Genomic DNA, 24084 nt, shown 5'->3' on the forward strand with positions numbered 1-24084 from the left:
TCAGCCGAACACCTTCTGCACGTGGTGGAGGCCGCGGACCAGTGCGTCGATCTCGGCCGTCGTGTTGTACAGGTAGAAAGACGCCCGAGTGGTCGCCGGAATTCCGAACCTGAGATGCAGCGGCCGGGCGCAGTGGTGGCCTACCCGCACCGCGATCCCGTACACGTCGTCGAGGATCTGCCCCACGTCGTGCGGATGGATGCCCTCCAGGGTGAACGAGATCGTGCCCCCGCGCGCGATGGGCGTGCGCGGGCCGATGATCCTCAGCCCGGGGACCTCCGGAAGCGCCTCCAGCGCGTACGCGACCAGGGCCTTCTCGTGCGCCTTGATCTGGTCCATGCCGATGGCGGTCAGGTAGTCGGCCGCGGCCCCGAGGCCGATCGCCTCGACGATGGGCGGCGTCCCGGCCTCGAACTTGTGCGGCACCGGCGCGTACGTCGAGTGGTCCATCCAGACCGCCTCGATCATCTCGCCGCCGCCGAGGAACGGGGGCATGGCGTCGAGCAGCTCGCGGCGGCCCCACAGCACGCCGATGCCGGACGGCCCGACCATCTTGTGGCCGGTGAACGCGACGAAGTCGACGCCCAGCTCGGTCACGTCCACGGGCTGGTGGGGCACCGACTGCGACGCGTCGAGCATCATCAGCGCGCCGACCTCGCGCGCTCGGGCCAGGATCGGCGAGACCGAGTTGACCGTGCCGAGCACGTTCGACTGGTGGGTGATCGAGACGATCTTCGTGCGCTCGTTCACCAGCTCGTCCAGGCCCTCGATGTCGAGGCGGCCCTCGTCGGTCACCGGGAACCAGCGCAGCGTCGCGCCGGTCCGCTGCGCGAGCAGCTGCCACGGCACGATGTTGGAGTGGTGCTCCATCTCCGAGATGACGATCTCGTCGCCGGGGCCCATCCGGAACCGCTCGTCCTCGCCGACGGGGTTGCCGAAGGCATACGCCACGAGGTTGAGGGCCTCGGAGGCGTTCTTGGTGAAGACGATCTCATCACGCGACGGGGCCTTGACGAACCCGGCGATCTTGTCGCGCGCGGCCTCGTACGCCTCGGTCGACTCGCTGCCCAGCACGTGCAGCGCCCGGCCGACGTTGCCGTAGTGCCAGGTCAGGTGGTCGCGCATGGTCTCGACCACCTGGGTCGGCTTCTGGGAGGAGTTGCCGGAGTCGAGGTAGACCAGCGACCTGCCTCCGGGGAGTTCGCGGCCGAGGACCGGGAAGTCCTTCCTGATCCTCTCCACGTCGAAGCCGGGCGCACTCATCAGGCGGACGCCTTCGAGGTCGTGTCAGCCTTTCGCGCGTCCCGCACGTATGCCTCGTAGCCCTCGTTCTCCAGCTTGTCGGCGAGCTCGGGGCCGCCCTCCTCCACCACGCGCCCGCCGGCGAAGACGTGGACGAAGTCCGGCTTCACGTAGCGCAGGATGCGGGTGTAGTGGGTGATCAGCAGCACGCCGGTGTCGCCGGAGGCCCGGAACCGATTGATGCCCTCGGACACGACGCGCAGGGCGTCGACGTCGAGGCCGGAGTCGGTCTCGTCGAGCACCGCGATCTTCGGCTTGAGCAGCTCAAGCTGGAGGATCTCGTGGCGCTTCTTCTCACCGCCGGAGAAGCCCTCGTTGGTGTTGCGCTGGGCGAAGGCCGGGTCGATGGACAGCGCGTCCATGCCCGCCTTCAGCTCCTTGGCGAACTCGCGCAGCTTGGGCGCCTCGCCGCGGACCGCGGTGATCGCCGAACGCAGGAAGTTCGACACGCTGACGCCGGGCACCTCGACGGGGTACTGCATGGCGAGGAACAGGCCGGCGCGGGAGCGCTCGTCCACCGACATCTCCAGCAGGTCCTCGCCGTCGAGCAGCACGGAACCGGAGGTGACGGTGTACTTGGGGTGCCCCGCGATGGCGTACGCCAGCGTGGACTTGCCCGAGCCGTTCGGGCCCATGATGGCGTGCGTCTCGCCGCTGCGGACCGTCAGGTCGACGCCGCGCAGGATCTCCTTGTCGCCCACGGCGACATGCAGGTCACGAATCTCAAGGGTGGACACTTGTATTTACTCCTTCGAGAGCGAGACGTACACGTCGTCGCCTTCGATCTTGACTCGGTAGACGTTGACGGGCCTGGTCGCCGGCGGCCCGGTGGGCTTGCCGGTGCGCAGGTCGAAGCAGGAGCCGTGCAGCCAGCACTCCAGCGTGTGGTCGTAGACCTCGCCCTCGCTGAGGCGCACCTCGGCGTGGGAGCACACGTCGTGCAGGGCGAAGACCTCGCTGCCGGTCCGCACCAGCGCGACCGGCGTCTCCCCGACCTCCAGGCCGAGGACACCGCCGTCCGGGATGTCGCCGACCTTGCAGACCTTCTCCCAGTGGGCGGTGTCGGCGGTCATCGGGCCAGCTCCGCCTCGACCGCCGACAGGACGCGCTCGCGGATCTCCGGCACCTCGATCTTCTCCAGCAGCTGGGCGAAGAAGCCGTGGATGACCAGACGGCGGGCCTCGTCGAACGGGAGGCCACGGGCCTGCAGGTAGAAGATGTGCTCGTCGTCGAGGCGGCCGGAGGCGGACGCGTGGCCCGCTCCCGCGACCTCGCCGGTGAGGATCTCCAGGTTCGGCACCGAGTCGGCGCGGGCGCCGTCGGTGAGGATGAGGTTGCGGTTCAGCTCGTAGGTGTCGGTGCCCTCGGCCTCGGCCCGGATGATCACGTCGCCGATCCAGACCGCGTGGGCGTCCTCACCCTGCAGCGCGCCCTTGTAGGTCACGTTGCTGCGGCAGTTGGGCACGCTGTGGTCCACCAGCAGGCGGTGCTCCAGGTGCTGGCCCGCGTCCACGAAGTAGAGCCCGGTCAGGTCGGCGTCGCCGCCCGGGGCGGTGTACGACACCGAGGGCGACAGCCGTACGAGGTCGCCGCCGAGGGTGACCACGAACGAGCGGAACGTCGCGTCCTTGCCGAGCCTGGCGTGGTGGTGGGAGACGTGCACGGCGTCGTCGTCCCAGTCCTGCAGGCTGACGACCTTGAGCGTCGCGCCCTCGGCCACGTCGAACTCGACGTTGTCGGCGTAGACGGCGCTGCCGCGGTGGTCGAGCACCAGCACGGCCTCGGCCATCGGCTCCACCGACACGAGGATGTGCCCGTACGCCGCGGCGCCCGCCCCGGACCCCCGCAGCGTGATCACGGTGGGCGTGGAGGCCACCGTCATCCTCGGCACCGTGACGACGGTGGCCTTCTCGAACGACGAGTAGGCCTGCGCGCTGACCCGGTCGGCCGGCATGTACGCCTTGCCGAGCCGGGCGTCGTCGCGGCCGACGGTCTCGACGCGCACCTCGGGCGCGGCCTCGACGTCCACCACGACGCCGCCGGTGACGGCGGCCGTGCCGTTGTGCAGCCCCTTCAGCCGCGACAGCGGCGTGAAGCGCCACTCCTCCTCGCGGCCCGTCGGCACCGGGAAGTCGGCCACGTCGTACGACGACTTCTCGTGCAGCGTCGACAGCGGCTTGGTCTCCAGGCCCATCAGCCGACCGCTCCTTCCATCTGCAGCTCGATCAGGCGGTTCAGCTCCAGGGCGTACTCCATGGGCAGCTCACGGGCGATCGGCTCGACGAAGCCGCGCACGATCATCGCCATCGCCTCGTCCTCGCCGAGGCCGCGGCTCATCAGGTAGAAGAGCTGGTCCTCCGACACCTTGGAGACCGTGGCCTCGTGACCCATCGACACGTCGTCCTCGCGGACGTCCACGTAGGGGTAGGTGTCGGACCGGCTGATCTGGTCGACCAGCAGCGCGTCGCACTTGACGGTCGAGGCCGAGCCGGCCGCGCCCTCCTCGATCTGCACCAGGCCCCGGTAGGAGGTGCGGCCACCGCCGCGCGCCACGGACTTGGAGATGATCGTCGAGGACGTCTTGGGCGCGAGGTGCACCATCTTGGCGCCCGCGTCCTGGTGCTGGCCCTCGCCGGCGAAGGCGACCGACAGCGTCTCGCCCTTGGCGTGCTCGCCCATCAGGTAGACGGCCGGGTACTTCATCGTGACCTTGGAGCCGATGTTGCCGTCGATCCACTCCATGGTCGCGCCCTCGTACGCCACGGCGCGCTTGGTGACCAGGTTGTAGACGTTGTTCGACCAGTTCTGGATGGTCGTGTAGCGGCAGCGGGCGCCCTTCTTCACGACGATCTCGACGACCGCCGAGTGGAGCGAGTCGGACGAGTAGATCGGCGCGGTGCAGCCCTCGACGTAGTGGACGTAGGAGTTCTCGTCCACGACGATCAGGGTCCGCTCGAACTGGCCCATGTTCTCGGTGTTGATCCGGAAGTAGGCCTGCAGCGGGATCTCGACGTTCACGTTCGGCGGCACGTAGATGAACGAGCCGCCCGACCACACGGCGGTGTTGAGCGCGGCGAACTTGTTGTCGCCCACCGGGATCACCGTGCCGAAGTACTCCTTGAAGAGCTCCTCGTGCTCGCGCAGGCCGGTGTCGGTGTCGACGAAGATGACGCCCTTCTCCTCGAGGTCCTCACGGATCTTGTGATAGACGACCTCGGACTCGTACTGGGCGGCGACGCCGGCGATGAGGCGCTGCTTCTCCGCCTCCGGGATGCCGAGCTTGTCGTAGGTGTTCTTGATGTCCGGGGGCAGCTCGTCCCAGGACGCGGCCTGCTTCTCCGTCGAACGGACGAAGTACTTGATGTTGTCGAAGTCGATGCCCGTGAGGTCGGAGCCCCAGGTCGGCAGCGGCTTCTTCTGGAACAGCCGAAGGCCCTTGAGGCGCAGGTCGAGCATCCACTCCGGCTCGTTCTTGAGCGCGGAGATGTTGCGGACGACCTCTTCGGACAGCCCACGGCGGGCCGTGGCCCCCGCCACGTCCGTGTCGGCCCAGCCGAACTTGTAATTCCCGAGGCCTTCCAGCTCCGGGCGGTCGGTGACAGTCACCTTCCGGACTCCTTGCTCGTCGATGTGCTCGATAGATGTGCGGCCGGCGGATCGGCGGCCGACAAACCGGCGGTCGATGAATCGGCGGCCGTCGGATCGGAACGCGCGTGCCGTGCGGCCAGCGCGTGTGAACTCACGTGGGTGGTGCAGACCCCGTCGCCGTTGGCGATCGTGGCCAGGCGCTGCACCGGCGTGCCCAGCAGCCGGGCGAACGCCTCGGTCTCGGCCTCGCACAGCTGCGGGAACTGCGCCGCGACGTGCGCCACCGGGCAGTGGTGCTGGCACAGCTGCTCGCCGCCCTTGCCCGTCGCGGACGCGGACGCCGCGTAGCCCTCGGCGGACAACGCCTCGGCCAGCACGCGGACCCGCTGCTCGGCCGGGACCTCGCGCATCAGCGCCTCAAGCCGGCCCACCAGCCCGGACACCTGCGCCCGCGCGAACTCCGACACCGCCTCGCCGCCGAGCCGCTCGGCCAGGAAGCGCAACGCGCTGCCGGCGAGGTCGTCGTAGGCGTGGACGAAGGCGCTGCGGCCCGCGTCGGTGATCGCGAACATCTTCGCCGGCCTGCCCCGCCCCCGCTGGCCGCGCGGGCGTGCCGTACGAGGCTCTATCATGCCCTCGGCCAGCAGCGCGTCGAGATGGCGGCGCACCGCGGCCGGGGTCAGCCCGAGCCGCTCGCCGAGCGCCGCCGCCGTCACCGGGCCGTGCTCCAGGATGAGCCGCGCCACCCGGGCACGGGTGCCGCGCTCGGCGGTGAGGTCCATGTGCACAGGGGACGCCGGGACAGGCCGCGTCACCACGGCCTTCTCGGCGTTCTGCTTCCCCTGCATGTTTTTCACAACATCAGTGTGCCGTAATTCCTTCCCCGGCGACAAACCCAAGGAGAGGTCGACGAGGATGCAATTTCTCACGCAGGTAAGCCTTACCTAACCTGCGACGACGCGACTTTTCCGCATCCTTTACCCGCCTGGGCTGGAATGGCGGCACTCGCCGACGAGAGCGCGCCTCTCGCTCCCTAGACTCGATGCCGTCGACGACCGACCAGGGCCGCCCGCATCCGGCCGGCCTGGCGGTGGGTCCTGCGAGGGGAGGCCGGTGGGAGTGCCGGGGGTTGACAGCACGTTCGAGAGCACGCCCGGCAGCACGGGCGGCGCCGCGCCGGCGGTGGAGATCGACGGGCTGGTCAAGCGCTACGGAAGCACCACGGCCGTCGACGGGCTGACCCTCACCTGCGCGCGGGGCGCCGTCACGGCGATCCTCGGGCCGAACGGCGCGGGCAAGACCTCGACGATCGAGATCTGCGAGGGCTTCCGGCGGCCGGACGGCGGGACCGTGCGCGTGCTCGGCCTCGACCCGGCCGACGCCGCGCTGAGGCCGCGCCTGGGGATCATGCCGCAGACGGGAGGGGTGCCTCCCGCCGCCCGCGCGGGCGAGTGGCTGCGGGTGGTCTCCCGGTTCTACGCCCACCCGCTCGACCCCGGCACCCTGCTCGGCCTGCTCGGTTTGGCCGACCATGCGCGTACGCCGTACCGGCGGCTGTCGGGCGGCCAGCAGCAGCGCCTGTCGCTCGCCGCCGCGGTGATCGGTCGGCCGGAACTGGTCTTCCTCGACGAGCCGACCGCCGGGCTCGACCCGCAGGCGCGGCACGCCTGCTGGGACCTGGTCGCCGCGCTGCGCGCCTCCGGGGTGTCGGTGGTGCTGACGACCCACCAGATGGACGAGGCCGAGAAACTCTCCGACCACATCGTGGTCATCGACCACGGCCGGGTGGTGGCCGAGGGCACGCCCGAGTCGCTGACCGGCGCCGAGCGCCAGCTCAGGTTCCGCGCCCGCCCCGGGCTCGACCTGGAGGAACTGCTGGCCGCGCTGCCGCCGGGCAGCGCCGCCAAGGAGTCGCCCTCGGGGCACTACATCATCGAGGGGCAGGTCGGCCCGCAACTGCTCGCCACCGTCACGGCCTGGTGCGCCACCGAGGGCGTCACCACCGAGGACCTGCGCATCGAGCGGCGCACGCTGGAGGACGTCTTCCTCGAACTGACCGGCAGGGAGCTGCGGTGACCACGATCGCCACGCTGGACCTCACGCCGCGGCCCGGGGCCGCGCCGCTGCACCGGATGGTCCTCGCCCAGGCGGGCGCGGAGATCCGGGCCATGCTGCGCAACGGCGAGCAGCTCCTGCTCACGATGATCATCCCGATCCTGCTGCTCGTCGGTTTCTCCACGGCCCCGCTGGTGGACGTCGGCGACGGCGCCCGCGTCGACTTCGTCGCCCCCGGCATCCTCGCGCTCGCCGTCATGTCGACCGCGTTCACCGGGCAGGCGATCGCCACCGGCTTCGAACGCAGGTATGGCGTGCTGAAGCGCCTGGGCGCGACCCCGCTGTCACGGGCCGGGCTGCTGCTGGCCAAGACCCTCGCGGTCGTCGCCGTCGAGGCGCTGCAGGTCGTGGTGATCGTCGCGGTGGCGCTGGCGCTCGGCTGGTCGCCGCACGGCGACCCGCTGTGGGCCGTGCCGCTCCTCCTGCTGGGCACGGCGGCCTTCAGCGGCCTCGGCCTGCTCATGGCCGGCACGCTGCGGGCTGAGGCCACGCTGGCGGGCGCCAACCTCGTCTACCTGGTGCTGCTCGGGCTCGGCGGCGTGCTGTTCCCGCTGGACCGGTTCCCGGCCGGTGTGCAGCACGTGCTCGGGCTGCTGCCGATCAGCGCGCTCACCTCCGGCCTGCGCACCGTCCTGAGCGCCGGCGGCGGCTTCCCCGGCGGCGCGCTGCTCGTGCTGCTGTGCTGGACGGTGGCCGCGCTCGCCCTCGCCGCCCGCACGTTCCGTTGGGAGTGACACCGGCCGCTGGGAGTGACACCGGCCGCTGGGAGTGACACCGGCCGCTGGGAGTGACACGGGCCGCTGGGAGTGACACGGGCCGCTGAGACCGGCATGGGTCGGCGGAAGTGACACGGGACCCCGGGAGTGACACCGGCCGCGGGTAGTGACGATGCCGGGGGCCTCACCTGCGGCTTGACGGCCTGCGCATATGATTGCGGGCGTTTGTTGTGATCAATGCCTTTATGTGGGGTTGCCGGCATGACCGCTGAGTCCCTTCCGGGAGCCGAGCCATATCGCATGAGGCCGTCGCCGATCAGGGCGCTGCGGGCCGCCTCGGACGCGATACCGCCGTCGGGACTGGTGCTGCTGGGCATCCTGTCGGTCCAGGTGGGCGCCGGACTGGCCAAGAACCTCTTCTCTGAGCTGTCCCCTTCGGCCGTGGTCTTCCTGCGCATCGCCACCAGCGCCGTCATGCTGCTGGCCGTCGCCCGGCCCAAGGTGCGCGGGCTGTCGCGGCGCGACCTCGCCGTCGGCATCGCGTTCGGGCTCAGCCTCGGCCTGATGAACCTGTCGTTCTACGAGGCCCTCGCCCGGATGCCGATCGGGATCGCGGTGGCCATCGAGTTCATCGGGCCGCTCACCCTGGCCGTGGTGTCCTCCCGCCGCCGGCTCGACCTGCTGTGGGTGGGACTGGCCGCCGCGGGCGTGATCCTGCTCGCCCCCTGGGGGGACGCGGGCACCGCGAGCTGGGTGGGGATCGGGTTCGCGGCGCTGGCGGGCACGTGCTGGGCCGCCTACATCGTGCTCTCCGCGGCCACCGGCGCCCGCTTCCCCGGCGCGAGCGGGCTGTCGTTCGCCATGATCGTGTCCACGATCGTCGTCGCGCCCGTCGGGGTCACCACGGGCGGGAGCGAACTGCTGCGTCCCGAGATCCTGCTGCTCGGCGCGGGGGTGGGCCTGCTCTCCTCGTTCATCCCCTACTCGCTGGAGCTGGAGGCCCTGCGCCGGATGCCCAAGCGGGTCTTCGGCATCCTGATGAGCCTGGAGCCCGCCGCCGCCGCGCTCGTCGGCCTGTTCGTCCTCCACGAGGTGCTCCAGGTGCGCGAGTGGGCGGCCATCGGCTGCGTGGTCGTCGCCTCCATCGGCGCCACCCGCGCGGGGGACGGCTGAGCCGTACCCGCTCAGGCCGTCGTACCGCTCGGGCCGCGGCACGGCTCGGGCCGTCGTACCGCTCAGGCCGGGGGCGGGTCGGCCGACCAGATCGCGCGCAAGTGCCGCAGGTGGTGGTTCATCAGGCGCTCGGCCGTCCCGGCGTCACCGCACACGACGGCGTCGAGAAGGTCGAGGTGCTCGCGCGCCGAAGACGCCAGCATCCGCGCGTCGGGCAGCCCGCGCAGCCCGTAGAGCCGGGCCCGGGCACGCAGGTCCCTGACCGTCTCGACCAGCCGGGCGTTGCCCGACAGGGCCAGCAGCGCGAGGTGGAACCGCTGGTCGGCGGCCACGTAGGCGAGCAGGTCACCCCTTCCGGCGGCCGAGACGATCTCCTCGGCGATCGGGCGCAGCGCCTCGGCCCGCGCGCCCAGGGACTCTCCGGCGAGCCGGGCCACCGTGGGCACCTCGATCAGCCGCCTGATCTCGATGATCTCGTCGAGGTCGCGCTCGGACACCTCGGCGACCCGGAAGCCCTTGTTGCGCAGGGCCTCGAACAGGCCCTCCTTGGCGAGGTCGAGCATCGCCTCCCGCACCGGCGTGGCCGAGACCCCGAACCTGGCCGCCAGCGCCGGGGCCGAATAGACGACGCCGGGCCGCATCTCCCCGGCCACCAGCGCGTCGCGCAGCGCCTGCGCCACCTGCTCGCGCAGGTTCTGCCGCGTTCCGGCGCCCGGCGCGCCGAGGTCGTCACGCTCGCGGCTCGCCGGTCCGTTCCACACCCCGCCCATCGACCGGCCACCGCCCTCCTCGGTCGCGTACGGCCGATCGTACCGGCCCCTCCCGGGAAACGATCACAGGGCGGGCCGGGGAGGGCGCGCGGCCCAAGTAGGCCCGCCGGACGGCGCGCGGGCCGGAGAAGGGACCACCCACAGGGCCGCCTACGATGAATTTCGTGAATCCCACGACTGACCGGATCCGCGGCACGCTGCTCGCCCTGTATCGCTCGGTGCGGTTCCCCACGAACGAGTCGATGCGACGGTGGGCCCTGGCGGCGATCGTGGTCAACGTCGGCATCACCGTCACCGGCGCCGCCGTCCGCGTCACCGGCTCCGGCCTCGGCTGCCCGACCTGGCCGCGCTGCACGCCGGACAGCTTCGTCCCGGCGAGGATCGACACGCACGCGCCGGTGAACATGGCGATCGAGTTCGGCAACCGTTTGCTGTCGTTCCTCGTGCTCGCGGTCGCGGCCGCGTGTGTGATCGCCGCCTGGCAGCTGTCGAGGGGCGAGCGCGGCCGTCCGGTCCTGCTGCGGCTCGCGCTGGTGCAACCGGCCGGCGTCCTCGTCCAGGCCCTGTGGGGCGGGGTCGTGGTCCACACGATGCTCAACCCGGTGACCGTCAGCGTCCACTTCCTGCTGTCCATCGGCATGATCGCCGCCGCCGTCGTGCTGTTCGCCCGGTCGGACGAGGGCGACGCCCCGGCGAAGCGGGTGGTCCACAGGGACATCCGCACGCTCTCGTACGTGCTGAGCGCGGCCGCCTTCGTGCTGCTGCTGGCCGGAGTGGTGGTGACCGGCACCGGGCCGCACTCGGGAGACGAGGCCGCCTCCCGCTTCGGCTTCGACATCCAGGACGTGGTGCGGCTGCACACCGACATCGCCTACGTCGTCGTCGGGCTGACGTTCGCGCTGCTGTTCGCCCTGCGCGTCTCCGGCGCCCCCGGCCGCGCCCGGCGCGCCGCGCTCGTGCTGCTCGGGGTGGAGCTGTCCCAGGGCGTGATCGGGTATGTGCAGTATTTCCTCGCCGTCCCCGCGGCCCTGGTGCTCCTGCACGTGCTGGGCGCCACGCTCGTGTGGGTCTGCGCGCTGCGCGTCGTGTTCCTCATGCGGACCCGGGGTCCCGCGCCCGCCCCCGCCCACCGGCAGCCGGAGCTCCACACCGCGGGGGTCTGAGGGGTGCGCCTCCCGCGCCCCTGGACCTGGTCGCGTACGGCACGGCGCCGGGGCTTCCAGGTCCTCGTCGCGCTGAGCGTGCTGCCGCTGGCGCCGATGACCTGGGCCTGGCTGGCGAGCTCCGCCCACCGGGTGACGGCCGAGCCGGGCACGCGCTGGATCGCCGAGGTGCCCGTGATGCCGGCCGCGCTCGTGCTGGGCGCGGGCGTCGTGAACGGCAAGCCCAGCGCGATGCTGGCCGCCCGGCTCGGCATCGCGGCCGAGCTGTACCGCACCGGCAGGGTGCGGGCCCTGCTGCTGTCCGGCGACAACAGCCGCAAGGACTACGACGAGCCCTCGATCATGCGTGACTACCTGGTCGCGCACGGTGTGCCGGCCCGGAAGATCGTGCTCGACTACGCCGGGTTCGACACGTGGGACTCGTGCGTACGGGCCAGGGAGATCTTCGACGCGTCCCGTGTCGTCGTGGTGACCCAGGTGTTCCATCTCCCCCGGGCCGTCGCCCTGTGCCGCGCGGCGGGGATCGACGCGTTCGGCGTCGGCGACGACTCCAGCCGCGACTGGCCGACGGAGACGGTGGCCTACGCCGTCAGGGAGTTCCCCGCATCCGCCAAGGCCCTGCTGGACAGCCTGGTCCTGCACTCCTCGCCGCGTTTCCTCGGCCGTCCCGAGACCGCGCTCGACCGCGCGCTGGCGGGCTGAGCGCACGCGCCCGGCGCGCACGTGGGCGCGGCGCAGGGTTCGCGCAGAGGCCAAAACGGGCGGCGCGAGGGGCAGCGGGATGGCGGCGCGGGGAAGGCCGGGACCGGCGGCGCGCAGAAGGGGGGACCGGCGGCGCGGCGGGCGGCATGACAAGCGGGACGGCGAAACTTTCATCGGGCGAGCCGCGCTGAGCTGGGCGGACAGGACGGGTGAAGGCGTGTCCCCTGGCCGGTGACGGCCCGGCGCGTTAGGGTCCGGGCCATGTGGGAGCGCTCCCACCATCCCCTGAGGGAGGTGAGGCCACACCCCACAGTGGCTATCGCACCGCGGGTACGAGCGGATCCTCCTCCGCCCACCCATCGCGCAACGCCCGGGAAGCCGCCGTGACGGCTTCCCGGGCGTCTCCCGCTGACTCACTCCGGCGCCGGGCCGTCGAGCCGGGCGCGATCAGGCTCCGCTCAGCCGCAGCCGATGTCGCTGATCGCCGGCGTGGCCGACCCGCTGCCGAGGAACCCGGCCGTGGCCGAGGCCCCCGGGGCCAGCGAGGAGTTCCACTCCGGAGCGTGGATCATCGCGAACGGCCCGCTCTGCATGGACGTGCCGTTCCACGCCTGGGTGATCGTCGCGCCGTTCGACATCTGCCACTGCACGTACCAGCCGTTGAGCGGTCCCGTGCCGGTGTTCTTGATGGTGACCTCGCCCTGGAAGCCGCCCTGCCAGGTGTTGGTGAGCTTCACCGTGGCGGTGCAGGCCGGGTTCCCGGCCGTCGGGGAGGCCGAGGGGCTCGGCGAGGGGCTCGGCGACGGGTTCCCGGTGGGTGAGGCGCTCGGCGAGGGGCTCGGCGAGGCGCCGTCGCGGAGGAAGTTCACGTCCGAGCAGCCGTAGAAGGTCTCCTGGCTGTCCGAGCGATACCAGACCGCGTAGATGATGTGCCGGCCGCTCTTGTCGGGCAGCTTGCCGGAGAAGCGGTAGGCGCCGTTGCTGACCGCGGGCTCGGGGTCGACCGTGAGGAACGGCTGCTCCTCCATGTCGTCCCAGGTGAGCGGCTTGGTCGGGTCCCAGCCGTCCTTGGTCACGTAGAGCTTGAAGCCGCCGGGGTGCGGCACCCACGCGCCGTAGACGAAGTCGTACATGCTGTTCGCCTTCAGCGTGGTGGTCGGCCAGTCGGTCCTGGGCGCGTCGTAGGCGGCGTACTTGCTGAAACCGCCGCTGCACAGCTGGCCGTCGGGGATGAAGCCCCGGGTGCGGCCGCCGCCGTCGGAGCGGAGCACGCCATACCAGTCGTAGAGGGGCTGGGTGCCGCCGGCCGCCACGGCGTCCTTGCAGGCAGGGTTGTCGGGGATGATCTGGCCGCCGGTGAGGCCGTCGGTGTAGCACGCGTACGTGCGGCTCGCGGGGGCCTGCAGGGCGCCGTGCGCCTCGGCCGCGGTCTGCGTCAGGACCGCGACGAGGGCGGCGAGAACGGCCGCCACCGCGGCGAGCACCGCGAGTTTGCGCCCGGATCTCAGGGACAGCGATCTCAAACGCGGGGATTGCACTGAAGTTCTCCTCATGATGGGCGGGCACGCCCTCGGGGGAAGGTCGCGCCGTCAGGGGGCTGTCGTACGAGAAGAACGCATGCGGCATCGCCGCACGCCCTCCTGGAGCCCACCCATCAAGTGGCCACCGCGCACAGTGATTGAAACACGCCCGGGCCGCCCGGGCCAAGAGGTCCCGATCTTGCCCCGGCCGCCGCCGGGCGGAGTCAGCGCCGGGGGTCTCCGGGTGCAGGGCCCGGGCCGCCCTGTCGCGGCCACTGCGGCGGGCCCTGTGGTGGCGGCCCTTGTGGTGGCGGGCCCTGGGGTGGATGCTGCGACGGGCCCTGATGCGGGCCCTGATGCGGGCCCTGTGGCGGACCCTGTGGCTGCCCGGGACCGCCCGGGGGCCCGTATCCGGGAGGCGGCCCTCCCGGCGGAGGACCGTACCCCTGCCCGCCCGGGTGCTGCCGGTTTCCCGGCCCGCCCGGTGGCCGCCCACCCTGTTGCGGCCCATACCAGGGCGGCACGGCTTGGCCGCCGCCGGGCCACCGGCCCGCGGTCGGGGCGCCCGGCGCGTACCCCGGCGGAGGCACGCCCCGCGCGGCGTTCGCCTGGTGGCGCTGCGGCAGCGGGAACGACAGCCGCGCGTAGGCCATGAGGTCCGCGAGCGACCGCTGCTGGGCGCGGAAGGTCTCCTCGTCCACCCCGCCCCGGGCCGCGCGGGCGTGCAGCAGCCCGAGCTCGGTGGAGGCGATCTGATAGTCGATCATCGCCCGTGCTCCGGCCCTTCCGCCGTGGGCCTTGGCCCACGCCCGGGCCTGCCGCCGCCGGCGCAGCGACGACAGCATGAAGATGTCGGCCTGGTTGATCAGCCCGTTGCGCTCGTACGGCGGCAGGTAGTGCTGGATCAGGCCGACGATCCGCCGTCTGTCCCGGAAGATCACGACGAGCTCGACGACGAGCAGGATCATCAGCAGCAGGTAGGCGATGGCGAGCCCGCCGAGCCCGGCGAAGGAGGCGAAGCCGTTCCAGAGGCCGTGCAGCAGCATGGCCCCGATCCACCCGATGACGATCACGACGATCCCCACCGCGCCCCCGCGCTGCGCGGCGTACGCCACCGCGATGCCGATCAGGGACGTGAACAGCGGATGCGCGAACGGCGACAGCACGGCCCGCAGCACGAGCGTCGCGGCCAGGCCCTGCGCGCCGTTCTCCTCCAGGGCGGCCAGGTAGTAGCTGACGTTCTCCGACATGGCGAAGCCGAGCCCGACCATGCTGGCGTAGATGATGCCGTCGGTGGGCCCGTCCAGCTCCTGCCGCCGGAACCACAGCAGCCCGAGCAGGACCAGCCCCTTGGCCGTCTCCTCCACGGGAGGGGCGCCGAACGTGGCGACGAGGTTGCGCGCGCTGGTCGTGTCCCCGACCTGATGGGCCACGTAGACGAGGTTGAGCGAGTTGAGCACGCCGGCGAGCAGCACGGCGATGCCGGCGCCCCAGGCGAACGCGAAGATCAGGTTGTTGCGCGGCTCCGGTTCCATGCGGTCGAGGGCGAGCACGCCCGCGAGCAGCAGCGGCACGGGGGCCACGGCGAGCCCGAGCGCGATGAAGAACTGGACCGGCTCCCCGTTGATGATGTCGAAGGAGAACGACACGAGAGCGCAGATTCCGGCGACGACCAGACCCACGATGAGGCCGATGGACGGACGCTCCCTGAGAACGGCGCGGGGGTCGAGGCCTGCCACTGTGCGACTGTAACCGACCACGGCCGCCGGGGTCCTCCTCGGCCCTCAAAAGATCCCCACGCATTCCGTGCCGAGGCGACTGTCGCGCGGGCGCGCCCCGTCCTGAGCACGCGCCGGTTCCGGGCAGAATGGGCGATCATGGATGTCGCACCACCAGACGGGCTCGGACGACGCGGTTTCCTCCGCATCGCGTGCGCCGCCGCCGTGGGCTCGGTCGCCGCATGCGCGCCCGGGGCCCGGGAAGGCTCCGCGCCCGCTTCCCCGTCGCCCTCATCCGCCTCCCCGTCGCCGTCAAGTAAGCCGGCGGCGGAACGGCTGCTGCCCGGCGACCCGGACTGGCGGGTGCGCAGGCGCGGCCCCGACGAGGCGATCGAGGGCTACGGCGACCGCGCGAGCGTGCTGCCCGGGGAGTCGTTCGGGCTGCACGTCTCCACCACCGAGGGCCGCTATCGGGTCACGGCCTACCGGATGGGCTGGTATGGCGGCACGCTCGCCCGGCGGGTGTGGCGTTCCGGCTGGCTGAAGGGGCGCGACCAGGGCCGCGGACGGCTCGTCGGCGACACCCGCACCGTGCAGGCCGGGTGGCGGCGCTCCCTGACCGTGTCCACGGAGGGCTGGCCCGAGGGGGCCTATCTGCTGCGCCTGGACACCGAGCACGGCTATCAGCGGTACGTGCCGCTGGTCGTGCGCTCGGCCTCCGGGGCCGGCCGCACGGTCCTGGTGCATGCCACCCCCACCTGGCAGGCGTACAACCGGTGGGGCGGCTACAGCCTCTACTACGGCGAGGACGGCCGCTACGAGAGCCGCTCGCTCGCGGTCAGCTTCGACCGGCCCTACGACAGCACCGGGATGGAGAAGTTCCTCATCCACGAGCGGCCGGTGGTGGCGCTGGCCGAACGGCTCGGCCTGCCCCTGGCGTACACGACGGGCGGCGACCTGGAGGCCGGCGACGACGTGCTCACCGGCGCCGCCGCGGTGATCTTCCTCGGGCACGACGAATACTGGACGCCCGGGGTGCGCCGCACGGTGACCAAGGCCCGCGACGCGGGCGTCAACCTGGCCTTCCTGGGCGCCAACACCTGCTACCGCCGCGTCCGGCTGGAGGACGAGGGCCGGACGGTGGTCTGCTACAAGACCGCGGTGGACCGCGACCCGCTGGTCCGCACCCGTCCGGCGGTGGCGACGACCGACTTCCGGGCGGCGCCGAAGGCCGATCCCGAGTCGTCGCTCATCGGGGTCTACTACGACGGCTATCCGGTGGACGCGCCGTTCGTCGTGCACGAGCCCCGCCACTGGATCTTCGCGGGCACCGGTGTGCGCCGCGGCGACGCGTTCCCCCACCTCGTGGGCGTGGAGTACGACCGGGTGAACACGGACGTGCCGACGCCCAGGCCGCTGCAGATCCTCGCCCACTCGCCGGTGACCTGCGTGGGGCGGCCCAGTTTCTCCGACGCCGCCTACTACACGGCCGAGAGCGGGGCCGGGGTGTTCGCCTCGGGCACCATGCGGTGGGCCGAGACGCTCATGGCACGCACCCGCGACCTGCCGCGGGCGCACGGCATCGACGCGCGTACGCGGGCCTTCGTCACGGCCACGACGAGCAACCTGCTCAAGGGCTTCGCCGAAGGACCCGCCGCCGAGCGCCTGCCCGTCCCCGACGACAACGTCCGCCGCACCTACCGCGCCTGACGCTCCGGCACGTCACGAACGGCCCTCTTCCCTCGCCGTCTTCCCCCACCCGGCGCACGGCGTCGCCGGGAGGCTGCCGCGGGCCTCCCCGTTGACGAGTAGATCGATCGGTCGATATAAAGATTAGACCGAACGTTCTATCTCTCCTTCAGGAGCCCGAAGTGCCGCAATCGTCCACGGCCGAGGTCATCGACCGCTTCAACCACGCGTTCGTCCACCACGACCCCGACCCCGTCCCGCTCGCCACCGACTCCGAGGCCCGGGTCTGACGTGCGCAGCTACCACCTCGACAGCGGCGCCGGGCTCTCGGGCCTGACGATCAGAGACCACCCCGACCCGGTCCCCGGCGCCGGTCAGGTCGTCGTCGCCGTACGCGCCGCGTCTCTGAGCTTCCGGGAACTGATGATCGCCCGCGGCGACTACGTCCTGCCGGTGAAGCCGGACGTGGTTCCGATATCCGACGGGGCCGGCGACATCGTGTCGGTCGGACCCGGGGTCGACTCCCGGCGGATCGGCGAACGAGTCGCCGCCACCCTCTTCCCGAGCTGGCAGGACGGCCCGTTCGGCATCGAGCACCTGCCGCAGCGCGGCGGCTCGCTGGACGGCATGCTCACCGAACGCGCGGTGGTCGACCAGGAGGCCCTGGTGCCGGCCCCCGCTCACCTGTCCTACGAGGAGGCGGCGACGCTCCCGTGCGCCGCGGTCACCGCCTGGAACGCGGTGACCGGCGCGGACGGTCTGCGTCCGGGCCAGACCGTGGTGACGCAGGGATCGGGCGGGGTGTCGCTGTTCGCCCTGCAGTTCGCCAAGACGCTCGGCGCCCGGGTGATCGCCACCACCAGCGGGCCCGGGAAGGCGGCCCGCCTGCGCGATCTCGGCGCGGACGAGGTCATCGACTACCGGGCCGTCCCCGACTGGCCGGCGAGGGTCAGGGAACTCACCGGCGGACGGGGCGCCGACCGCGTCATCGACGTCGCCGGCCTGCTGGAACAGTCCCTCAAGGCGGTGGCGATGGCAGGCCACGTCGCGTGCGTGGGCTTCGTCTCCGGCACCGCGCTCCCGGTCGACACGCGCACGCTCTTCGCCTCCGGCGCCACCGTGCGCGCCGTCGCGGTCGGCAGCCGCGCCCAGTTCCTCGCCATGAACCGAGCCATCGAGGTCAACGGCCTTCGCCCGGTCATCGACCGCGCGTTCCCCTTCGAGCAGGCCCACGACGCCTATCGCCATTACGCCTCGGGTAAGGCGTTCGGCAAGGTCGTCATCACCATCTGACCGGACACGCCCGGCCGCGCCGCACCGGAAATCGATACGAAGAAAAGGTCCCGTCCGAACTCCTCTCGGACGGGACCTTCTGAGTGGATCAGGCGACCAGGGAGTCGATCGCGACGGCGAGGAACAGCAGCGCCAGGTAAATGTTCGACCAGTGGAAGAACCGCATCGGGCGCAGGTCGACGCCGGTCTTGCCGGCGTTCACCCGGCCGAGCAGGCGGTAGACCTCCACCAGGCAGACCGCGCCGAGCGCGAGCGCCGCCGCCGGGTAGAGCAGGGAGGTGCCGGCGATCGGCCACAGCAGCAGCGAGCACAGCACGGTGGCCCAGGTGTAGGCGACGACCTGCTGGACGACGCGGCGCTCGGTGGTGACCACCGGGAGCATGGGCACGTCGGCCGCCGCGTAGTCCTCGCGGTAGCGCATGGCGAGCGTCCAGGTGTGCGGCGGCGTCCAGAAGAACACCACGCCGAACAGCACGACCGGGGCCCACGACAGCGTGCCGGTGATGCCGGCCCAGCCGATCAGCACCGGCATGCAGCCGGCGATGCCGCCCCACACGATGTTCTGCGACGTACGCCGCTTGAGCACCAGCGAGTAGACGAAGACGTAGAACAGGATCGCGCCCAGCGACAGCACCGCGGCCAGCCCGTTGACCGTGAGGGCGAGCCCGAGCGTGGAAAGAGTGCCGAGAATCACACCGAAGACCAGCGCGCCCGCCGGCGACACGTCGTGCTTGGCGAGCGGACGCCTGCGGGTGCGCCGCATCGTCCGGTCGATGTCGCGGTCGATGTAGCAGTTCAGGACGTTCGCGCTGCCCGCCGACAGGGTGCCGAACACCATGGTGGCGGTGGCGGTCCACAGGTCGGGCAGGCCATGCGCCGCGAGGAACATGACCGGCAGGGTCGTGATCAGCAGCAGCTCGATGATCCGGGGCTTGGTGAGCGCCACGTAGGCCTTCACGAGCGCCCCGATGGAGCGGGGAGCCGTGGCCGTCGCGGTGGACCCGAGCGGGGTCACCGTCTGCTTGTTCGTCAGGACCGTCAAGGCGCTTCCAACACGTGCGGGGTCAACGCGTAACCTCTGATTAGGGCGGATCTCCGGGCAGCCTGTCTCCGGGCGGCAGCCGGCACTTGGTCAATCACTGTAGTCGCCACCGCAGGTGGTCCCCGAACCGGGGCCGAAGCCGCGGGTGCCGTTACCGAGGTGGCTACCAAACGGTATTACGAGGAACCCGTTAGGGTCCCCTGTGGGCGGGAAATGCCAGAACCGGCGCGAAAACAAGAGGGGATCGAGCAGTTGAGCAGCGCAAGCCTTGAGTGGAGTGATCTTGACCGGCAGGCGGTCGACGTCGTGCGAGCCCTGGCGATGGACGCCGTGGAGAAAGCGGGCTCGGGTCACCCCGGCACCGCGATGAGCCTCGCCCCCGCTGCCTACCTCCTTTTCCAGCGGGTCCTGCGTCATGACCCCTCGGATCCCAAGTGGGTGGGACGAGACAGGTTCGTCCTTTCCTGCGGGCATTCGAGCCTGACGCTCTACATTCAGCTCTACCTGTCCGGCTACGGCCTGACCCTGGACGACCTCAAGGCGCTCCGGCAGTGGGGCAGCCTCACCCCGGGCCACCCCGAGTACGGGCACACGGCCGGCGTGGAGACCACGACCGGTCCGCTCGGCCAGGGCGTCGGCAACGCGGTCGGCATGGCCATGGCGGCCCGCCGCGAGCGCGGCCTGTTCGACCCGGACGCCGCGCCCGGCGCCTCGCCGTTCGACCACATGATCTGGTGCTTCGCCTCAGAGGGCGACCTCGAGGAGGGCATCAGCCACGAGGTCAGCGCCATCGCGGGTCACCAGAAGCTCGGCAACCTGGCCGTGATCTTCGACTCCAACCACATCTCCATCGAGGACGACACCCAGATCGCCCTGTCCGAGGACATCGCCAAGCGCTACGAGGCGTACGGCTGGCACGTCCTGGAGGTCGACTGGACCAAGACGGGCGAGTACAAGGAAGACGTCCAGGAGCTGTACGCCGCGCTCGAGGCGGCCCGCGCCGAGACCGAGCGGCCGACCTTCATCAAGCTCCGCACGATCATCGGCTGGCCGGCGCCGAACAAGCAGAACACCGGCAAGATCCACGGCTCGGCCCTGGGCGCCGACGAGGTCGCCGCGACCAAGCGCGTCCTCGGCATGGACCCCGGCAAGAGCTTCGACGTCCCCGCCGAGGTGCTCGGCCACGCGCGTGAGGTCGTCCAGCGCGGCCGGGCCCTGCGCGCCGAGTGGAACAAGGGCTACCAGAGCTGGCGCGAGGCCAACCCCGAGCGGGCGGAGCTGTTCGACCGGATCTCCAAGCGCAAGCTGCCGGAGGGCTGGGACAAGGCGCTGCCGTCGTTCGAGATCGGCTCGCAGGTCGCCACCCGCAAGGCGTCCGGCGAGGTGCTGAACGCGCTCGCGCCGGTGCTGCCGGAGCTGTGGGGCGGCTCGGCCGACCTCGCGGAGTCCAACAACACCACGATGAAGGGCGAGCCGTCCTTCATTCCGGACGAGTACCAGACCAGGGAGTTCCCCGGCAACCGGTACGGCCGCACGCTGCACTTCGGCATCCGCGAGCACGGCATGGGCGCGATCCTGAACGGCATCGCGCTGCACAACGGCACCCGCCCCTACGGCGGCACCTTCCTGGTGTTCAGCGACTACATGCGCCCGTCGGTGCGGCTCGCCGCGCTGATGAAACTGCCGGTGACCTACGTCTGGACGCACGACTCGATCGGTCTCGGCGAGGACGGCCCGACCCACCAGCCGATCGAGCACCTGTGGGCGCTGCGCGCGATCCCCGGCCTGGACGTCGTCCGCCCGGCCGACGCCAACGAGACGGCGGCCGCGTGGAAGACCGTCCTTGAGCACAACGACCGCCCGGCGGGCCTCGCCCTGACCCGGCAGAACGTCCCCACCCTCGACGGCACGGGCGACCCGGACGCCGTCGCGCGGGGCGGCTACGTCCTGCAGGACGCGTCCAACGGCCAGCCCGCGGTCGTGATCATCGGCACCGGCAGCGAGGTCCAGCTCGCCGTCGAGGCCCGCACGATCCTGGAGTCGCAGGGCATTCCGACCCGCGTGGTCTCGATGCCGTGCGTGGAGTGGTTCCGGGAGCAGGACGCCGCCTACAAGCAGATCGTGCTGCCCCCCGCCGTCAAGGCCCGGGTCGCGGTCGAGGCGGGAATCACGATGGGCTGGCGCGAGTTCGTGGGAGATGCGGGCGAGGTCCTGGGGCTCGAGCACTTCGGCGCGTCCGCGCCGTACAAGACGATCTACGAGCAGTTCGGCCTCACCGCCGACCGCGTCGTCGCCGCCGCCAAGGCCAGCCTGGCCAAGACGGGCGCCGACAAGGGCGAGACGACCGGAAACTGAGGGACGAAGGATGAATGAGAATCTGAAGCGGCTGACGGACGCCGGAGTCTCCATCTGGCTCGACGACATCAGCCGGGAGCGGCTGCGCTCCGGCAACCTCGCCGCCCTGATCCGCGACAAGTACGTGACGGGAGTCACGTCCAACCCCACGATCTTCGCCTCCGCGCTGAGCAAGGGCGACGCCTACGACGCGCAACTGCGCGACCTCGCCATCCGCGGCGTGTCGGTCGAGGAGGCCGTGCGGGCGATCACCACGTTCGACATCCGCTGGGCGGCCGACGTGCTGCGGCCGGTCTTCGACGCCACCCACGGCGTCGACGGGCGCGTGTCGATCGAGGTGGACCCGCGCCTGGCCCGCAAGACCGAGGCGACGATCGCCGAGGCCCGCGCGCTGTGGTGGCTGGTCGACCGGCCCAACGTGCACATCAAGATCCCGGCGACCGTCGAGGGCCTGCCGGCGATCACCCAGGCCATCTCCGAGGGCATCAGCGTCAACGTCACGCTGATCTTCTCGCTGGAGCGCTACCGCCAGGTGATGGACGCCTGGCTGAGCGGGCTGGAGAAGGCGAAGGCCAACGGCCTCAACCTGGCCACGATCGAGTCGGTCGCGTCGTTCTTCGTCAGCCGCGTCGACACCGAGATCGACAAGCGCCTCGACAAGATCGGCACGCCGGAGGCCCTCGCGCTGAAGGGCAAGGCCGGCGTCGCCAACGCCCGCCTGGCGTTCGCCGCGTACGAGGAGGTCATGAACTCGCCGCGCTGGCAGGCGCTGCGCGCCGCCGGCGCGCACCCGCAGCGCCCGCTGTGGGCCTCCACCGGCGTGAAGAACCCCGACTACCCCGACACGCTGTACGTGGAGCAGCTGGTCACGGCCGGGGTCGTCAACACCATGCCGGAGAAGACCCTGGACGCGACGGCCGACCACGGCCGGATCTCGGGCGACACGATCCGCCCCTTCTACCAGCAGGCGTGGGACGTCATGGCCTCGCTGAAGCAGGTCGGCATCGACTACGACGACGTCGTCCGCGTGCTGGAGGAGGAGGGCGTCGAGAAGTTCGAGACGTCCTGGAACGAGCTTCTCGAAACCGTCGACGGCGAGCTGCGGAAGGCCTGAGCTAGAGATGACAATCGAGGTGACCCTCGGCGACGAGGCGGACGCCGTCCAGGCGGTCAAGGAAAAGCTCGTGGCCGAGGGGGTGCCCGCGGCCCTCGCCGCCGGCGACCCCACCCTCTGGGGTCCGCAGGCGCAGTCGGAGGCCGCGATCCGGCTGGGCTGGCTCAAGCTGCACCAGACCAGCCGGGCGCTGCTGCCGGAGATCGCCAAGCTGGTGGAGCGGGCCCGCGCCGAGGGCCTTGACCACGTGGTGCTCGCCGGCATGGGCGGCTCCTCCCTCGCTCCCGAGGTGATCTGCGCCACCGAGGACGTGCCGCTGACCGTCCTCGACACGACCGACCCGCACCAGGTGCGGCGCGCGCTCACCGACCGGCTCGACCGCACGATCGTGGTGGTGTCGAGCAAGAGCGGCGGCACGATCGAGACCGACAGCCACCGGCGCATCTACGAGAAGGCGTTCCGCGACGCGGGGATCGACCCGGCCGAGCGGATCGTGGTCGTCACCGACCCCGGCTCCCCGCTGGAGCGTACGGCCATCGAGGCCGGATATCCGGTGGTGCTCGCCGACCCGAACGTGGGCGGCCGCTACAGCGCGCTCACCGCGTTCGGCCTGGTCCCGAGCGCCCTGGCGGGCGCCGACGTGACCAAGCTGCTCGACGACGCCGCCGCGGTGGCGCCGCTGCTGTCGCAGGACGAGGGCAACCCGGGCCTGGATCTCGGCGCGCTGCTCGGCGCGCAGGCGCTGCAGGGACGCGACAAGCTGATCCTGCGCGACGCGCCGTCCGACATCACGGGCCTGCCCGACTGGATCGAGCAGCTCATCGCCGAGTCGACCGGCAAGGAGGGCAAGGGCATCCTGCCCGTCGTCGGCGCCGAGGCCGCGGAGGCGGACGACCAGTTCCTCATCACGATCGGGCCCGACAGCGGCACCACCGTCGACGGCCCGCTCGGCGCGCAGTTCCTCGTCTGGGAGTACGCCACGGCGATCGCGGGCCGGGTGCTCGGGATCAACCCGTTCGACCAGCCGAACGTCGCCGAGTCGAAGGAGAACACCACCCGGATCCTGCAGGAGGCCGGGGACGGCCCGCTGCCGACCGGCACCCCGGTGCTCGCCGACGGCCCGGTCGAGGTGTACGGCGACCTGCCGGGCGACCTGAAGGACCTGGCCGACGTCCTCACCTGGCTGCTGCGCGCGATCCCCGAGCGCGGCTACCTGGCGATCATGGCGTACCTCGACCGCGAGGCCGCGTTCGACGCGGCGGTCGTCGGCGAGGCGTCCTTCGAGGAGATGACCGAGACCTGGGCGAGCGCCGACGTCGCGACGCTGCGGGCGCTGCTCGACTACCGCACCGACCACGTGGTCACGTTCGGCTGGGGCCCGCGTTTCCTGCACTCCACTGGGCAGTACCACAAGGGCGGGCCCGCGACGGGCGTGTTCCTGCAGATCACGGGCGCGGTGACCGAGGACGTCGAGGTCCCCGGCAAGCCCTACACGCTGGGCAGGCTGCAGCTCGCGCAGGCGCTGGGCGACCTGGGCGCCCTGACGTCCCGGGGCAGGCCGGCCGTGCGCCTGCACCTCACCGATCGCGTCGCCGGGGTCAGGCACCTGCTCTCCGTGGCCGAGGAGCTCTGACCATGCGATGCGTTACAGGCGAAGGGCCCGTCCGCAGGGAGGACACATGACGGAGCAACAGGAGCCGCAGGCCCCCGCCGACGACGCCCGGCAGGCGCCGGACGCGCCCAGCAGCGCCGCGCCGGAGGCCGTGCAGGGGGACGATCTGACCAGCGCCGAGCGGGCGGTCCTGGCCGCCGCTCAGGCCGCCA

Annotated in this window: 20 protein-coding genes; 10 read left to right on the forward strand and 10 right to left on the reverse strand. The window is 71.5% G+C overall.

The annotated features are described in order from the left end of the window. From FLX08_RS24230 to FLX08_RS24255, 6 genes are read right to left on the reverse strand one after another with little or no spacing between them, the layout of a single operon-like run. Positions 1–1263 (reverse strand): cysteine desulfurase, encoded by a 1263-nt coding sequence (locus FLX08_RS24230; protein WP_142621634.1) that lies wholly within the window; start codon positions 1261–1263, stop codon positions 1–3. Further along, entirely contained in the window at positions 1263–2039 is a 777-nt protein-coding gene (sufC, locus tag FLX08_RS24235) for a Fe-S cluster assembly ATPase SufC (protein ID WP_142621636.1), read from the reverse strand. Before sufC ends, FLX08_RS24230 begins: the two co-directional genes overlap by 1 nt. A gap of 6 nt (positions 2040–2045) precedes the next feature. Next, positions 2046–2375, reverse strand: coding sequence for a non-heme iron oxygenase ferredoxin subunit (locus FLX08_RS24240; protein ID WP_142621638.1), 330 nt, complete (start codon positions 2373–2375; stop codon positions 2046–2048). After that, on the reverse strand, positions 2372–3496 hold the full coding sequence (gene sufD / locus FLX08_RS24245; RefSeq protein ID WP_142621640.1) for a Fe-S cluster assembly protein SufD: 1125 nt from the start codon (positions 3494–3496) through the stop codon (positions 2372–2374). Before sufD ends, FLX08_RS24240 begins: the two co-directional genes overlap by 4 nt. Next, positions 3496–4908: a Fe-S cluster assembly protein SufB gene (gene sufB / locus FLX08_RS24250; RefSeq protein ID WP_142621642.1), complete on the reverse strand. Its 1413-nt coding sequence runs from the start codon at positions 4906–4908 to the stop codon at positions 3496–3498. The genes sufD and sufB overlap by 1 nt, the downstream gene beginning before the upstream one ends. Next, complete coding sequence (locus FLX08_RS24255; protein ID WP_244312864.1) at positions 4905–5672, reverse strand: helix-turn-helix transcriptional regulator; 768 nt, start codon at positions 5670–5672, stop codon at positions 4905–4907. The genes sufB and FLX08_RS24255 overlap by 4 nt, the downstream gene beginning before the upstream one ends. Positions 5673–6009: 337 nt before the next feature. Here FLX08_RS24255 and FLX08_RS24260 point away from each other — a divergent pair, with 337 nt between their 5' ends. The 3 genes from FLX08_RS24260 (at position 6010) to FLX08_RS24270 (ending at position 8894) form a co-directional block, all read left to right on the forward strand. Further along, positions 6010–6966: an ABC transporter ATP-binding protein gene (locus tag FLX08_RS24260; RefSeq protein ID WP_142621644.1), complete on the forward strand. Its 957-nt coding sequence runs from the start codon at positions 6010–6012 to the stop codon at positions 6964–6966. 56 nt (positions 6967–7022) lie between these two features. Next, positions 7023–7739: an ABC transporter permease gene (locus FLX08_RS24265; protein WP_142621757.1), complete on the forward strand. Its 717-nt coding sequence runs from the start codon at positions 7023–7025 to the stop codon at positions 7737–7739. Positions 7740–7982: 243 nt separating this feature from the next. Beyond that, positions 7983–8894 carry an EamA family transporter gene (locus FLX08_RS24270; protein ID WP_142621646.1) on the forward strand — a complete coding sequence of 304 codons (912 nt, stop codon included), beginning with the start codon at positions 7983–7985 and terminating at the stop codon, positions 8892–8894. 62 nt (positions 8895–8956) lie between these two features. On the opposite strand, the gene FLX08_RS24275 is transcribed toward FLX08_RS24270, so the two are convergent. After that, positions 8957–9664 (reverse strand): GntR family transcriptional regulator, encoded by a 708-nt coding sequence (locus tag FLX08_RS24275; protein WP_142621648.1) that lies wholly within the window; start codon positions 9662–9664, stop codon positions 8957–8959. A gap of 155 nt (positions 9665–9819) precedes the next feature. Between FLX08_RS24275 and FLX08_RS24280 the strand changes: the two genes are divergently transcribed. Together FLX08_RS24280 and FLX08_RS24285 are read left to right on the forward strand one after the other, a co-directional pair. Continuing rightward, positions 9820–10827, forward strand: coding sequence for a COX15/CtaA family protein (locus tag FLX08_RS24280; protein ID WP_142621650.1), 1008 nt, complete (start codon positions 9820–9822; stop codon positions 10825–10827). Between the two features lie 3 nt (positions 10828–10830). After that, positions 10831–11529: a SanA/YdcF family protein gene (locus tag FLX08_RS24285; protein ID WP_244312856.1), complete on the forward strand. Its 699-nt coding sequence runs from the start codon at positions 10831–10833 to the stop codon at positions 11527–11529. A 458-nt stretch (positions 11530–11987) separates the two neighbouring features. Here the strand turns inward: FLX08_RS24285 and FLX08_RS24290 are convergent, their stop codons facing one another. After that, positions 11988–13067, reverse strand: a complete 1080-nt coding sequence (locus tag FLX08_RS24290) for a lytic polysaccharide monooxygenase auxiliary activity family 9 protein (RefSeq protein ID WP_244312857.1) — start codon at positions 13065–13067, stop codon at positions 11988–11990. Between the two features lie 206 nt (positions 13068–13273). Beyond that, complete coding sequence (locus tag FLX08_RS24295) at positions 13274–14788, reverse strand: PrsW family intramembrane metalloprotease (RefSeq protein ID WP_142621654.1); 1515 nt, start codon at positions 14786–14788, stop codon at positions 13274–13276. Between the two features lie 138 nt (positions 14789–14926). On the opposite strand from FLX08_RS24295, the gene FLX08_RS24300 reads away from it, so the two are divergent. Continuing rightward, positions 14927–16477 carry a N,N-dimethylformamidase beta subunit family domain-containing protein gene (locus FLX08_RS24300; RefSeq protein WP_142621656.1) on the forward strand — a complete coding sequence of 517 codons (1551 nt, stop codon included), beginning with the start codon at positions 14927–14929 and terminating at the stop codon, positions 16475–16477. Between the two features lie 270 nt (positions 16478–16747). Further along, entirely contained in the window at positions 16748–17749 is a 1002-nt protein-coding gene (locus FLX08_RS24305; RefSeq protein WP_142621658.1) for a zinc-dependent alcohol dehydrogenase family protein, read from the forward strand. An 88-nt stretch (positions 17750–17837) separates the two neighbouring features. Here the strand turns inward: FLX08_RS24305 and FLX08_RS24310 are convergent, their stop codons facing one another. Continuing rightward, on the reverse strand, positions 17838–18791 hold the full coding sequence (locus FLX08_RS24310; protein ID WP_208761627.1) for a heme o synthase: 954 nt from the start codon (positions 18789–18791) through the stop codon (positions 17838–17840). A 213-nt stretch (positions 18792–19004) separates the two neighbouring features. Here FLX08_RS24310 and tkt point away from each other — a divergent pair, with 213 nt between their 5' ends. Genes tkt through FLX08_RS24325 form a run of 3 tightly spaced genes read left to right on the forward strand, consistent with a single transcriptional unit; the run spans position 19005 to position 23893 of the window. Beyond that, a complete protein-coding gene (tkt, locus tag FLX08_RS24315) occupies positions 19005–21146 on the forward strand; it encodes a transketolase (protein WP_142621660.1) in 2142 nt (713 codons plus the stop codon). 10 nt (positions 21147–21156) lie between these two features. Then, positions 21157–22260, forward strand: a complete 1104-nt coding sequence (gene tal, locus FLX08_RS24320) for a transaldolase (protein WP_142621662.1) — start codon at positions 21157–21159, stop codon at positions 22258–22260. 7 nt (positions 22261–22267) lie between these two features. After that, a complete protein-coding gene (locus FLX08_RS24325) occupies positions 22268–23893 on the forward strand; it encodes a glucose-6-phosphate isomerase (RefSeq protein ID WP_142621664.1) in 1626 nt (541 codons plus the stop codon). Positions 23894–24084 lie beyond the last annotated feature (191 nt).

Origin of the sequence: Microbispora hainanensis, from assembly GCF_006874475.1 — a bacterium.
Classification (GTDB): Bacteria; Actinomycetota; Actinomycetes; order Streptosporangiales; family Streptosporangiaceae; genus Microbispora; species Microbispora hainanensis.